This window comes from Phyllobacterium sp. 22229, from assembly GCF_052056495.1.
Classification (GTDB): Bacteria; Pseudomonadota; Alphaproteobacteria; order Rhizobiales; family Rhizobiaceae; genus Phyllobacterium; species Phyllobacterium myrsinacearum.
In genome coordinates this window covers 17,471-30,050 of record NZ_JBQEPA010000033.1, presented here as the reverse complement: position 1 = coordinate 30,050, position 12,580 = coordinate 17,471, and the positions used below count along the sequence as shown (strand labels likewise).

General features: G+C 61.4%; 12 protein-coding genes. 3 read left to right on the top strand and 9 right to left on the bottom strand.

Annotated elements, in window-relative coordinates; genetic code table 11:
* Positions 1-2: 2 nt before the first annotated feature.
* From ACTJJ7_RS26570 to ACTJJ7_RS26545, 6 genes are all read right to left on the bottom strand, one after another.
* Positions 3-1,001: a hypothetical protein gene (locus ACTJJ7_RS26570; RefSeq protein WP_440969359.1), complete on the bottom strand. Its 999-nt coding sequence runs from the start codon at positions 999-1,001 to the stop codon at positions 3-5.
* A gap of 221 nt (positions 1,002-1,222) precedes the next feature.
* Positions 1,223-2,002, bottom strand: coding sequence for an amino acid ABC transporter ATP-binding protein (locus ACTJJ7_RS26565; protein ID WP_440969365.1), 780 nt, complete (start codon positions 2,000-2,002; stop codon positions 1,223-1,225).
* 14 nt (positions 2,003-2,016) lie between these two features.
* A complete protein-coding gene (locus tag ACTJJ7_RS26560) occupies positions 2,017-2,994 on the bottom strand; it encodes an amino acid ABC transporter permease (RefSeq protein ID WP_440969358.1) in 978 nt (325 codons plus the stop codon).
* Complete coding sequence (locus ACTJJ7_RS26555) at positions 2,991-3,887, bottom strand: ABC transporter substrate-binding protein (RefSeq protein ID WP_440969357.1); 897 nt, start codon at positions 3,885-3,887, stop codon at positions 2,991-2,993. The genes ACTJJ7_RS26560 and ACTJJ7_RS26555 overlap by 4 nt, the downstream gene beginning before the upstream one ends.
* 40 nt (positions 3,888-3,927) lie before the next feature.
* The gene (locus ACTJJ7_RS26550; protein ID WP_105736536.1) at positions 3,928-4,728 is read right to left on the bottom strand and encodes a deaminated glutathione amidase; all 801 of its coding nucleotides are present in this window, start codon (positions 4,726-4,728) and stop codon (positions 3,928-3,930) included.
* Entirely contained in the window at positions 4,725-5,720 is a 996-nt protein-coding gene (locus ACTJJ7_RS26545; protein ID WP_440969356.1) for a nitrate ABC transporter substrate-binding protein, read from the bottom strand. Before ACTJJ7_RS26545 ends, ACTJJ7_RS26550 begins: the two co-directional genes overlap by 4 nt.
* A 104-nt stretch (positions 5,721-5,824) precedes the next feature.
* On the opposite strand from ACTJJ7_RS26545, the gene ACTJJ7_RS26540 reads away from it, so the two are divergent.
* Positions 5,825-7,165 (top strand): PLP-dependent aminotransferase family protein, encoded by a 1,341-nt coding sequence (locus ACTJJ7_RS26540; protein ID WP_440969355.1) that lies wholly within the window; start codon positions 5,825-5,827, stop codon positions 7,163-7,165.
* Positions 7,166-7,300: 135 nt separating this feature from the next.
* Positions 7,301-8,263 carry an NAD(P)H-dependent flavin oxidoreductase gene (locus ACTJJ7_RS26535; protein WP_105736540.1) on the top strand — a complete coding sequence of 321 codons (963 nt, stop codon included), beginning with the start codon at positions 7,301-7,303 and terminating at the stop codon, positions 8,261-8,263.
* On the opposite strand, the gene ACTJJ7_RS26530 is transcribed toward ACTJJ7_RS26535, so the two are convergent.
* The gene (locus tag ACTJJ7_RS26530) at positions 8,260-8,778 is read right to left on the bottom strand and encodes an N-acetyltransferase family protein (RefSeq protein WP_440969354.1); all 519 of its coding nucleotides are present in this window, start codon (positions 8,776-8,778) and stop codon (positions 8,260-8,262) included. The two genes, ACTJJ7_RS26535 and ACTJJ7_RS26530, sit on opposite strands and share 4 nt — an antisense overlap.
* 29 nt (positions 8,779-8,807) lie before the next feature.
* On the opposite strand from ACTJJ7_RS26530, the gene ACTJJ7_RS26525 reads away from it, so the two are divergent.
* On the top strand, positions 8,808-9,377 hold the full coding sequence (locus ACTJJ7_RS26525) for a helix-turn-helix domain-containing protein (protein ID WP_440969353.1): 570 nt from the start codon (positions 8,808-8,810) through the stop codon (positions 9,375-9,377).
* On the opposite strand, the gene ACTJJ7_RS26520 is transcribed toward ACTJJ7_RS26525, so the two are convergent.
* Positions 9,374-10,174 carry an FAD binding domain-containing protein gene (locus tag ACTJJ7_RS26520; protein WP_440969352.1) on the bottom strand — a complete coding sequence of 267 codons (801 nt, stop codon included), beginning with the start codon at positions 10,172-10,174 and terminating at the stop codon, positions 9,374-9,376. The genes ACTJJ7_RS26525 and ACTJJ7_RS26520 overlap by 4 nt on opposite strands.
* Positions 10,175-10,185: 11 nt before the next feature.
* Complete coding sequence (locus ACTJJ7_RS26515; RefSeq protein ID WP_105736546.1) at positions 10,186-12,531, bottom strand: xanthine dehydrogenase family protein molybdopterin-binding subunit; 2,346 nt, start codon at positions 12,529-12,531, stop codon at positions 10,186-10,188.
* Between the last annotated feature and the right edge of the window lie 49 nt (positions 12,532-12,580).

The following is a 12,580-nucleotide window of genomic DNA, read 5'->3' as shown; positions in this document are numbered from 1 at the left end:
GTTCAGTTCGCGACCAGCACGCGGATGGAAAAGATATCGATCGCTTTTCCCGTGCGGGCAATATCCGAGTTGATCTTGATGATACCACCCGCACCCGGCTTCTTGCCTTCCGGAAACTGCAATTCGAACAGATATTCGTTGCTTGCATCGGTCACGTCGTAGCGCTTGCGTCCGCAATCGCCGAGGGCACCGAAATCGCAGCTGACCGCCATCTGCGTCGCCGAACCGTCCTCCGCCTTGGCGATGATATCGAAGATGGCGTGCTTACCCGCCAGTTGCTGCAGAACGCCCTGCCCGACCTGGAAGCTGATGTCATCGTTCTGGCCCGGAGACTTGATCCGCACGAATTTCTGCAAATTGTCGCCGGCAACGCTGGCTGTCGCCCTGCCTGCCATCGAAACGCGGGTCATGTCGGACGGGTCGAAAATGGAAATCCAATTGCCTTCCGCGGCAAGCTGCCCGCCCTTCATCGGCTCGTGGCTGCCAACGGCAGGACCAGCGCTCGACGCAGGCGGTGTGCTGCCGGATGGCTTCGAATTGATCAGGCCCGATGCAACAAGCCAGAGAAGACCGATCGCCACCAGCAGAATGGCCACCATAATGACGAATTTCGTCAGGCCACGCGCCTTCTGGCGTTCGCGGGTCTTCTTCACGCGCGGCTGGTTGTAGGCCGACCGGTAATTGTCGGCACGGCTGTTGTCCGCCGGGCCAAGGTCGGAATCCAGCGATCCGCCCATGGATGGTTCGACACGGCCGGACACCGCCTGCCTGGATTGTGCGGGGCCCGCCGACATGGACGGCTCGCGCCGTTCCGCGACGGGTTCCGGTGCGACACGCGGCGCATCGCGCGATTCACCCTCTATGCGTGTGATCGTGGCTTTGAGATGCTCCCGGCGCTCTTCACGTTCGGTCTCATCCAGCGCACCATTGGCGATCAGCGAACGCTCATGCGCGGTCCAGGCTGATTCGTAAATCTTCTGACGAACGGCAGGGTTGCTCACATCCGCTTTGGCGAAAGCATTTCGGATGGCTTGTTCAATCGCTTCCAACTCGACGATTTCCCCTTCAAAGCAGCGCGTATGACCCGGCTAGGCATAGACGATTTGACTGCTTATTCAAGACTACCGCGGCGCAATGATGGCGGTTTTCGCCCGAATTGGCGCTCTATACAAAGCGAATATCCCCGGCATCGAACGCGAGCGGACGGCCGGGAGATCGATATTCAGATGAAACGGCTCAGAAACGCCCGTGTGCGGGGATGCTGCGGGTTGCCGAGAACGTCTTCGGGTTTGCCCTGTTCGATGATGGTGCCGCCATCCATGAAGACCACCCGGTCAGCAGCTTCCCGGGCAAAACCGATTTCATGCGTGACCACAATCATCGTTAGTCCCTGGTCAGCCAGATCGCGCATGGTCGCCAGCACTTCGCCAACCAGTTCCGGATCGAGCGCCGAGGTCGGCTCGTCGAACAGCATCAGCTTGGGGCGGATTGCGAGTGCCCGTGCGATGGCGATGCGTTGCTGCTGACCGCCGGACAATTGCCGGGGATAGGCATCGGCCTTGTGGGTCAGCCCGACGCGGGCCAGCAGTTCCATGGCAAGTTCCGTAGCCTCTTTGCGGCTTTGCCTGTGCACGCCGATGGGCGCTTCGATGATGTTCTGCAAGGCGGTCATATGCGGGTAGAGGTTGAACTGCTGGAACACCATGCCGATCTGGCGCCGCTGCACGGCAATGGCCCGCGCCGGCAGCTTGTTGAGCCGGCCATTGCGCAGGGAGTAACCGATCTGTTCGCCGGCCACGACAATGGAACCGCGGTCGATCGCCTCCAGATGGTTGATGCAGCGCAGGAACGTGGACTTGCCCGAACCGGAGGGTCCGAGGACAACCACAACTTCGCCCGGGGCAACATCGAGATCAATGCCCATCAATACCTCCACGTCGCCGAACGACTTGTGGACATTGCGGGCCCGCACCAGCGCTTCGCCCGGTTCGGTGCCGTTCATGGAAAACTGCGCGGTCATTTGCTTGCCTCCTGCGCCAGGGCCGGCACTGCCGTTGCGGCGCTCAACGCAGCAGCGGCAACCTTATCCTGCTTCCTGGTTGTTGAAGAACCCCGTTCGCCGCGACCATAGTAGCGCTCGATGAAACCCTGCCCGACATTGAGGATCGACGTGATGAACAGGTACCAGATCACCGCCACCATCAGCATCGGGATGACCTCGAAGGTCCGGTTATAGACCGCCTGCACGGAATAGAGCAGATCGGCCATGGCGATGACGCTGACGAGTGACGTTGCCTTGATCATGCTGATCAGCTGATTGCCGGTCGGCGGCACGATGGAGCGCATGGCCTGGGGAATGATGATGCGCCAGAGGGCGCGGGTGCGCGTCATGCCGAAAGCTTCGGTGGTTTCAATCTGGCCCTTGTCGACCGACAGGAGGCCGCCGCGAATAATCTCAGCCATATAGGCTGCCTCGTTCAGCGCAAGGCCGGCAATGGCTGCCGTCATCGGCGTGATCAGATCATTGGTGTTCCAGCTCGCCAGTGTCGGACCGAAGGGAATGGCAATGGAAATCTCCGGGAAAAGCGTCGAGAGATTGTACCAGAAGATCAGCTGGACCAGCAGCGGCGTCCCGCGGAAGAACCAGATGTAAAGACCCGCCAGGGAACTTGCCAGCCGGTCGTTCGACATGCGGGCAATGGCAAGGACCAGCCCGATGACCACGCCGATGGCCATGGCGACGACGGTCAGGCCCAGCGTAACGTAGAGGCCGCGCAGAACAGTGGCTTCGGTGAACCATTGAAACACGATCGGCCAGCCGAAATTCTGGTTGTTGGCGACGATCCAGAGGAAGTTCGCGGCAATCAGGAGCGTGATGCCCCACAGGAGCCAGCGATCCGTGCGAAAGGGCTTATGCGCATTCGCCACATCGCGAAGCACTGCCTCTGCATCGCCCTTTGCGGGCGATGCCAGTGTTGACGTGTTTTGGGTCATTTTGCAGCTTTGCCCGCGAGATTGATTCCGGGCTCCTTCAACATGTTCTTCTCAAGGCCCCACTTCTTCAAAATGGCAGCATAGGTGCCATTGTCCATGAGGGTCTTGATGCTTTCCAGGAGGATGCCGCCAAGCGGCGAACCCTTGGCGACCACGGCGCCCTGGAAAATATCGTCGAACCCGTTCTTCAGGCCGGTTCCCGTCAGCTCGAGCTGGCCATTGGCCTGCTCGACGAAATAGATCAGCGGCGCCTGCGAGGAGAAGAAGGCATCGGACCGCTTTGAGCGGACCGCCAGAATCGAGGTGGGCTGGTCGGTGAAGGACTGGACCTCGATGGCTGCCTTGCCATCCTTGGTGCATTTTTCCGCCTGCTCCTTGATGACCTTTTCGGCCGAACCACCCGCCATGACGGCAATGCGGCTGCCACAGGTGTTGTCGAGCGAGGTAATGCCCTTGGGATTGCCCTTCTGTACGGCAAACACCACGAACTCCTGCACATAATCGACAAAGTCATTGGCGCCCTGACGCGAGGGGTAGTCGCCCACCGGACCCATGGCGAACTGGTAACGGCCGGAATTGATGCCGCTCAACAGCGCCGGAAGGCCGCTGACCGTCGCATGCTTGATCTCGACACCCCACAGCTCGCCGACAGCCTTGGTCAGATCGGCGCTGGCGCCCTGCATTTCCGTGTTGCCCGTGACGATTTCATAGGGTGGGAAGGAACCGTTGTTGACCGAGGTGATGCTTCCGGTCTTGCGGATTTCCTCGGGCAGCTTGGCCCGCAATCCCTCGTTGACCGTCTGCTTGGCGATGGTCACCTCCGCGGCCATTGCGGGTGCAGCGGCGAGAGTTGCCGCAAACAGCGCGGTAAAGGTCAGGTGTTTGAGTTTCATTATTGTTCCCCTTTTTATATCTCTTGAAAACCTATTGCGTTCAGGCGGTCGTACCGGCCAGTTCGGGCCGGGCAAAACGGCGGTTGGCGAGAACCGGCAGGACCGCACGCGCATGACTGATGCGCTTGGGATCGATATCGGCGAAGATCAGTGCAGGGCCTTCCCCCGCCCGCACAACGGCCACGCCGAGCGGGTCCACCACCATGCTGGCACCGATATTGCGCTCGCCGCACTCACCCACGGCAACGATGTAGCAGGTGTTTTCCAGCGCCCGCGCCGTCACCAGCACCTCCCAATGCGCCTCCTTGCCGGGACCCTTGACCCATGCGGCGGGAAGGATGAGCACGTCCGCGCCATCCACCGCATGGCGGCGCGCCAGTTCCGGGAAGCGCAGGTCGTAACAGGTCATGAGGCCAAGCTTGAGCCCCGCAATGTCGATGAGACCGGGAATTTCACCGCCCGGCTGCACATTGGTGGATTCCTTGGCGGCAAAAGCGTCATAAAGATGAAGCTTCAGATATTGGGCGACGATTTCGCCGCGGCGGATGGTCACCAGATTGTTGAAGACGCGCTGACCGCCGGTCGGGACATGCACGCACATCATCACGGTCATGTCGCTGTTGCGGCTTTCGGCCAGCAATTGCGTCATGAACGGGCCGTCCAGCGGCTGCGCCGTCTTCAGCACGATATCCGGATCGGTGATGTCGCGGGCAAGAATGCCTTCCGGCAGGACCAGCAGATCGGCGCCGCCCGCATGGGCATCGCGCATCAGCTTTGTGCAGATGTCGGCATTTTCCTGCCAGACCTTGCTGACGGCAAATTGGCCCAGAGCGACCCTCATGCCGGAACTCCCGTGCGGCTGGTGGAGCCGGACGTCTGGTCACTGTGATGCGGGAAAAGGTTGGCGGGTGAGAGAAGCATCGGTGTCAATCCTTGCAGGTGCAGTTGTTCGGCAAAATCGGCGATCATCCGTTCGTTGACGGCAAAACCGCTGTCGTTCCAGTGAGAAGGCAAATCCCGGGCGACGTGACCAAGCTCATCGATGATCCATGGCGTGGTGTCGGCATATTTGCGCCGCTTCTCCAGCCAGACGCGCTGCGATTCATCCAGCAGATTGCTGAGCTCTTCCGGCAGCCAGGGATGCTCGGCCACAAAGGATGCCTTCAGCCCCAGGAGATGCATGCCGGGAACGTAGCCAACCTCATGGAAATAGGCGAGTTCCTCCGCCCGGAAATCCGTCAGCACGTGGCGGAATTTGGACGCGGGGCCAAAAAAGCCTTCGGGCATGAACGGCGTGAACACGGCGTCAAGCTCGCCGGTTTCCAGCAATTGCATCATCGGCCGCTCGCCCGGCACTGCTTCAATGCGGCCAGGGCGGCCAAAACCGTCGAGCCTGTCGGTGATGGGATGAGCCTCGGTGAGGCGGCCGGCAAACCAGAATGCATTCTCGATACCGACGCCGGCATGGGAAAGCGCCGCGCGGGTCCAGGTATTGCCGGAATCGCGCCAGCCGGTCACGCCAATCTTCTTGCCCGCCAGATGTTCCAGCCGGGTGACCGGACTGTTTCTGGCCGTGATGATGCAGCGATGGCGAAAGCCGCGCATGACGAAGTTGGGAACGCCAATGACATCGGTTTCACCATTGGCCCGCGCCGACGCATAACGGCTGAAGGACATCTCAGCCGCATCATGATGCGGATCGGCTGCGACATTGCCGATCAGCGTGCCGACCCGGTCGACTTTGACATCAAGCCTCTCGGACGTGACGTCACCCAACGCCAGCGGCGTATAATAATCCCAATCGCGGACAGCCAGTCGAACAGTGATACGCAAGACATTTCCTCATTGCAATTTCGGTTTTCGTGAGGGAAGCTAAATGTTCATTATTGACTGATCAAATACTATTACGTTACTGAACATTTAAAAGAGGGATGGAAATGAGCGAATTGGCCTCGGTTCAGTGGTTTGCAGAAAAGTTGAATGACCGGACAATGCGCGGTATCGCCATCGAAACCAGCGCCCTGATCCGCGCAGGCGCCATTCCCGTCGGCACCAAACTGCCCGCCATCCGCGATCTCGCCTATACCCTCGGCATCAGCCCGGCGACGGTTTCGGAAGCCTGGAGCGAGTTGCGGCGCCAGAAGATCATCACCGGACGCGGACGCAATGGCACGTGGGTCAGCGGTGACCGCATCGCGCCCAAACCCCTGCGGCTGGCGAGTTCAGGCGATTACGGTGATGACGTACTGGACCTTTCCATGGCGGTTCCGGATGTCCACCTCCTGCCACCGCTGGCCAATGCCCTGGCGCATGGAGCCTCGGCGGAAACCCTCAACAGCTATCGGCGCATTCCCATCCTGTCGGAGCTGGAAACAGCGGTAAAACCAGGCTGGCCCTACAAACCCGAGGCCTTTCTTGCCACCAATGGCGGTTACAACGCGGTCTACGCGCTCTTGCATGCGCTGGTGATGCCCGGATCGTTCGTCGCCATTGAAGACCCCACGGCGATGCGCCTCCTCGACATTCTGGAAGATCTCGGTGCCCACATCCTGCCGGTCCAGTGTGACGAAAACGGACCGCTGCGCGATTCACTTGCCGATGCGCTGCAACGCAAACCCGCGGCCTTCCTCTTCCAGCCGCGCACGCATGCGGTTACCGGGCGCGGCGTGAGTGCTGCCCGGCTTGCGGAACTCGCAGACATTCTCAGCGACAGCGATGCGCTCATCATCGAGGATGACGGCGTGGGAGACATCTCCTCATTGCCTCCGGTCAGCCTTGGCGACCGTTTTCCGGACCGGGTCGTGCACATCGTCTCCTATTCCAAATCCCTCGGGCCCGACCTGCGTTTGGCGGTGCTGTCGAGTTCGACGCGCATCGTCGAGCAGATCCAGTCCTACCGCAGCTTCAGCGCAGGATGGACCAGCCGGGTCCTGCAATCGGCCGTTGCATTCCTCCTCAAGGACCAAGCGACACAGGCGAGCATGAAACATGCCCGCAGCATCTACAAGCAACGGCGCGATGGGCTGATGCAGGCCCTCGGCGAGCGCGGCGTCCATCTTTCCGGCGGCGAAGGCCTCTGCCTGTGGATTCCGGTGGCGTCCGAACAATTTGCCCTCGTAACCCTCGCAGCGCGCGGGGTTGCCGTCCTTGCGGGCAAGAAATGTTCCGTGCGGCCGATCAGCTATATCCGTGTGGCGACCAGCGTCTTGCGGGACAGGGAAGACGAGGTGGCCGATGCCATCGCCCTTGCGGTGAGGCACCCGGATCATCTTTACTGACCTGCGCACACCGCTCACACGCCTTTGATCACGCCCAGGCAACCGCGCCAACCTTTCGCTTGATCACCGCACGTGGTCTGCTAAAAAGAGTTACGTTTACGGAAACGTCAAAATTTATTCCATGGGAGGAAGAACATGGCATTGCCCGAAATCCTGACGAAGACGCTGCGCATTCCCGTTGTCGGCGCACCGCTGTTCATCATTTCGCACCCGGCCCTCGTGCTGGCACAATGCAAGGCCGGCATTGTCGGCTCCTTCCCTGCCCTGAACGCGCGGCCTGAGGCCCAGCTCGATGAATGGCTGGCCGAGATCACCGAAGGCCTGCGCGACCATGACGCCAAGAACCCGGACCGCCCGGCGGCGCCGTTTGCGGTCAACCAGATCGTGCACCGGTCCAACAAGCGCCTCGAGCATGACCTTTCCATGTGCGTGAAATACAAGGTTCCGATCGTTATCTCATCCCTCGGCGCCGTGCCGGAAGTCAACGCCGCCATCCACTCCTATGGCGGGATCGTGCTGCACGACATCATCAACAACCGCCACGCCAATTCAGCTATCCGCAAGGGCGCGGACGGGCTGATCGCGGTTGCCGCCGGTGCAGGCGGGCACGCCGGACCATTGTCGCCCTTTGCGCTCATCCAGGAAATCCGCGAATGGTTCGACGGGCCGTTGCTGCTGTCCGGCGCCATCGCGACGGGCAAGGCGGTTCTGGCGGCACAGGCCATGGGTGCGGATCTTGCCTATATCGGCTCGCCCTTCATTGCGACGAAGGAAGCGCGCGCCGTCGATGCCTACAAGCAGATGATTGTTGATTCCGCCTCGTCCGACATTGTCTATTCCAACTATTTCACGGGCATCCACGGCAATTATCTCAAGCCATCCATCGTCAATTCGGGGATGGACGCCGATCACCTGCCAGAAGCCGATCCATCCAAGATGGATTTCGAAGCGGCAACCACCGGCGCCAAGGCCTGGAAAGACATCTGGGGTTGCGGCCAGGGCATCGGCGCGATCAAGGAAGTAACCGGCGCCGCAGACTATGTTGAGCGGCTGGAGCGCGAATACCGCGAGGCGAAGGCAAAACTCTGCGCCGCCTAACGCGGCGGAGCCTTGTCCAAAGTGATCTGCATGAATGTCAGGTCAAGCCATTTGCCGAATTTGGTTCCCACCTCAGGCAGATGGCCCACCGCCTGAAAGCCCAGCTTTTCGTGCAGGCGGATGGACGCTGCATTACCGGACTCGATACCGGCAACCATCGCATGCTTGCCAAGCACCCGCGCCTCGCCAATCAGCGCCAGCATCAGGGCCTTGCCGATCCCGCCGCCGCGCGCTGCCTTATGGACATACACGGAATGCTCGACCGTGTGACGATAACCATCGAAGGCACGCCAGTCGCCGAAGGAAGCATAGCCGGTGACACCGCCGCCATCGTCGACGCTGACCAGCACCGGAAATCCCTTTGACCGCCGCTCGTTGAACCAGACCCTGCGGTTCACCAGATCGACCAGCATGTCGTTCCAGATCGCCGTGGTGTGCAGCACAGCATCGTTGTAAATCTCGAGAATGGCTGGAAGATCCGCCTCACTGGCCGCACGCACGATCACAACTTGCATCCTTTTCATTCGTCTACTATAGTTTCATTATGTCTCATAAAATAGACGATGTCGATGCAAAAATCGGTGCCCGCATCCGGGTCGAGCGGGAGGCGCGCGGTTGGTCGCTGACGGAGCTCGCGGAAAAATCCGGTGTGTCGCGCGCCATGATCAACAGGGTGGAGCGTGGCCAGAGCAGCCCGACGGCCATGCTGATGGCGCGGTTCTCAGGGGCTTTCGGCCTCAGCATGTCAACGCTGATGGCGCGGGCGGAAATGCAGGAAGGACGGTTGCTGCGTTACCAGGACCAGCCGCTGTGGACCGATCCCGAAACCGGCTATATCCGCCGGCATGTCTCGCCCGCCTCCGGCCTGCCCGTCGATGTGGTGCATGTCGAGCTGCCGGCAAAGGCGCGGGTGGCGCTCCCCGCTTCCGCCTATACCTTCCAGCGGCAACTGATCTGGATTTTAAGCGGCGTGCTGAGTTTTACCGAGGGTGAAACGTTTCATCGGCTTGAAGCGGGCGATTGCCTCGAACTTGGCGCCCCCAATGACTGCATCTTCGCCAATGAGAGCGCTGAGCCCTGCCGCTATGCGGTGATCGTGCTGCGACAGGCCTAACCCGCGATCTCCGCCACGGCACGCTTGGCCATGACCTTCACCAGATTGGCGCGGTAGTCGGCCGAGGCATGCATGTCGGACATCAGGCCATCGGCGGAAACCACAACGCCGTCCAGCGCCGCAGCACTGAAATTCTTTGCCAGCGCCGCCTCCAGCGCCTGCGCCCGGAACACGCCGTTCTCGCCAGCTCCGGTCACCGCAACCCGCACCTCATGGCCAGCCTTGGCAACGAACACGCCAGCCATGGCATAGAGCGACGCCGGATTCGGGAACTTTTTGTAGGCTGCCCTGTCAGGCACGGTGAATTCGACGGCCGTGACGATCTCGTCGGGTTCCAGCGCCGTTTCAAACAGGCCGGCAAAGAAATCCGCAGCGGCAAGCGAGCGCGCGCTGGTGATGACGGTTGCATTGAGGGCAAGCAGCGCCGCGGGATAATCGGCCGCAGGATCGTTATTGGCAACCGAGCCGCCGATGGTTCCCATATTGCGCACCTGCGGATCGCCGATATGGGCCGCCAGATGCGTGATCGCCGGGCAAAGCCTTGCCAGCTCGGCATGAACCGCGACGTCATAATGCGTGGTCGCCGCGCCGATACGCACGGTTCTGCCGGTGATGGTGATGCCTTTCAGGCCGGGAATATGGCGCAGGTCGATCAGATGGCTCGGCGACGCCAGCCGCTGCTTCATCGTTGGGATCAGGGTCATGCCACCGGCGAGGAATTTGCCATCCTCCGCCGCGCCCATTTGTTTTGCCGCGTCCTCGACCGACGTGGCCCGATGATACTGGGTTTCATACATGGCACATCTCCCTATTTCGCCGCCTGAATGGCAGCCCAGACCTTTTGCGGGGTCGCGGGCATGCTCAGGCTGTTGTTGCGGATGGCATCGGTGACGGCATTCATCACGGCAGGCGGTGAACCGATGGCGCCAGCCTCGCCGCAGCCCTTGATCCCCAGCGGATTGGAGGGGCACGGGGTTTCCGTCGTCATGACGTTGAACGACGGCAGGTCCTGCGCCCGCGGCATGGTGTAGTCCATGTAGCTCGCGGTCAGCAGCTGGCCGCTTTCATCGTAATGCGTGCCTTCCAGCAGCGCCTGGCCGATGCCCTGCGCCAGGCCGCCATGCACCTGCCCCTCGACGATCATCGGATTGATGATCTTGCCGAAATCATCGGCAGCGACGAACTGCACGATCTCGGTCGTGCCGGTTTCCGGATCGATCTCCACCTCGCAGATATAGCAGCCGGCCGGGAAGGTAAAATTGCTCGGATCGTAGAACGCGGTTTCCTTCAGCCCCGGCTCCATGCCGGAGGGCAGGTTGTGCGCGGTGTAGGAGGCGAGCGCCACCTGGAACCACGGCAGCGACTTGTCCGTCCCCGCCACCCGCACATTGCCGTCCTTGATCTCGATATCCGCCTCGTCGGCCTCCAGCAGATGCGCGGCGATCTTCCGGGCCTTGGCCTCGACCTTGTCCATGGCCTTGACCACGGCGGACATGCCGACCGCGCCGGAGCGCGAGCCATAGGTGCCCATGCCCATCTGCACCTTGTCCGTATCGCCATGGACGATGGAAATGCTGTCGAGCGGCACGCCGAAACGCTCCGCCGCCAGCTGGGCGAACGTAGTTTCGTGCCCCTGCCCGTGCGAATGCGAGCCGGTGAGGATTTCGATGGTGCCGACGGCATTGACCCGCACCTCGGCGCTTTCCCACAGGCCGACACCGGCGCCCAGCGCCCCGACCGCCGCCGACGGCGCGATACCGCAGGCCTCGATGTAACAGCTCATGCCGATGCCGCGCAGCTTGCCGCGCCCGGCGGCTTCCGTGCGGCGCTTTTCGAAACCGGCATAATCGGCCGCCTTCATGCTGGCGTCGAGCGTCGCGTCGAAATCCCCGGCATCATAGGCCATGATGACAGGCGTCTGGTGCGGGAAGGCGCGGATGAAATTGCGCCGCCGTAATTCCGCCGGCGATATGTTCAGCTCACGTGCCGCCGTCTCCATGATGCGTTCCAGCACATAGGAGGCTTCCGGCCGCCCGGCACCGCGATAGGCATCGACCGGCGCCGTGTTGGTGTAGACTGTCTTCACATTGGCGTGGATCGCCGGAATGTCATACTGGCCGGACAGAAGCGTCGCATAGAGATAGGTCGGCACGGAACTCGAAAACAGCGACATGTAGGCGCCGAGATTGGCGATGGTTTCCACCTTCAGGCCGAGAATTTTATGATCCTTGTCAAAGGCGATCTGCGCATGGGTGGCGTGGTCGCGCCCATGCGCATCGCACAGGAAGCTTTCCGTGCGGTCCGCCACCCACTTGACCGGAACGCCCGTCTTCTTCGACGCCCACAGGCAGACGATCTCTTCCGGATAGATGAAAATCTTCGAGCCGAAACCGCCGCCGACATCCGGCGCGATCACCCGCAGCTTGTTTTCCGGCGCGACATTGTAGAACGCGCTCATCACCAGCCGCGCCACATGCGGGTTCTGCGAGGTGGTCCAGCAGGTGTAGTGATCTTCTGCCGCATCGTACTGGCCGAGCGCCGCGCGCGGCTCCATGGCATTGGGCACGAGGCGGTTGTTGTCGATATCGAGCGTCGTTACGTGCGCGGCGCGGGCAAAGGCGTCGGCCGTCGCCTTTTCATCGCCGATATCCCAGTCGAAAATCAGGTTGCCCGGCGCTTCCGGGTGCACTTGCGGCGCCCCCGGCTTCAACGCCTCGACGGCGCTGACGACGACGGGCAGCTCCTCATAGGCGATTTCCACCGCCTCGGCGGCATCGCGCGCCTCGCCCTTCGTATCGGCAACGACGATCGCCACCGCATCGCCGACATAGCGCACCGTATCGGTGGCGAGCGGCGACCAGGCGCCCATCTTCATCGGCGTGCCATCCTTCGACTGGATCATCCAGCCGCAGATAAGATTGCCGATGCCGTCGGCCTTCAATTCCTTGCCGGTGAGCACCCCGATGACGCCGGGCATCTTTTGCGCCGCGCCCGTGCTGATCCCGGTGATTTTCGCGTGGGCGTGCGGGCTGCGCACGAAGACCGCGTGCTTCATCCCCGGCACGACCATATCGTCGGTATAGCGGCCCTTGCCGGTGAGGAACCGCTTGTCTTCCTTGCGCAGAACGCGTGATCCAATGCCTTCGACACCCATGACACTACCTCCCTGCCGCAGGCGCCTCGCCAAAATGTCTCAACTGTCT

Coding starts and splice junctions, on each gene's coding strand:
- ACTJJ7_RS26565 (WP_440969365.1), bottom strand. CDS start 2,002: ATGAACGGCACCGAACCGGGCGAAGCGCTGGTGCGGGCCCGCAATGTC.
- ACTJJ7_RS26560 (WP_440969358.1), bottom strand. CDS start 2,994: ATGACCCAAAACACGTCAACACTGGCATCGCCCGCAAAGGGCGATGCA.
- ACTJJ7_RS26555 (WP_440969357.1), bottom strand. CDS start 3,887: ATGAAACTCAAACACCTGACCTTTACCGCGCTGTTTGCGGCAACTCTC.
- ACTJJ7_RS26550 (WP_105736536.1), bottom strand. CDS start 4,728: ATGAGGGTCGCTCTGGGCCAATTTGCCGTCAGCAAGGTCTGGCAGGAA.
- ACTJJ7_RS26540 (WP_440969355.1), top strand. CDS start 5,825: ATGAGCGAATTGGCCTCGGTTCAGTGGTTTGCAGAAAAGTTGAATGAC.
- ACTJJ7_RS26535 (WP_105736540.1), top strand. CDS start 7,301: ATGGCATTGCCCGAAATCCTGACGAAGACGCTGCGCATTCCCGTTGTC.
- ACTJJ7_RS26530 (WP_440969354.1), bottom strand. CDS start 8,778: ATGCAAGTTGTGATCGTGCGTGCGGCCAGTGAGGCGGATCTTCCAGCC.
- ACTJJ7_RS26525 (WP_440969353.1), top strand. CDS start 8,808: ATGTCTCATAAAATAGACGATGTCGATGCAAAAATCGGTGCCCGCATC.
- ACTJJ7_RS26520 (WP_440969352.1), bottom strand. CDS start 10,174: ATGTATGAAACCCAGTATCATCGGGCCACGTCGGTCGAGGACGCGGCA.
- ACTJJ7_RS26515 (WP_105736546.1), bottom strand. CDS start 12,531: ATGGGTGTCGAAGGCATTGGATCACGCGTTCTGCGCAAGGAAGACAAG.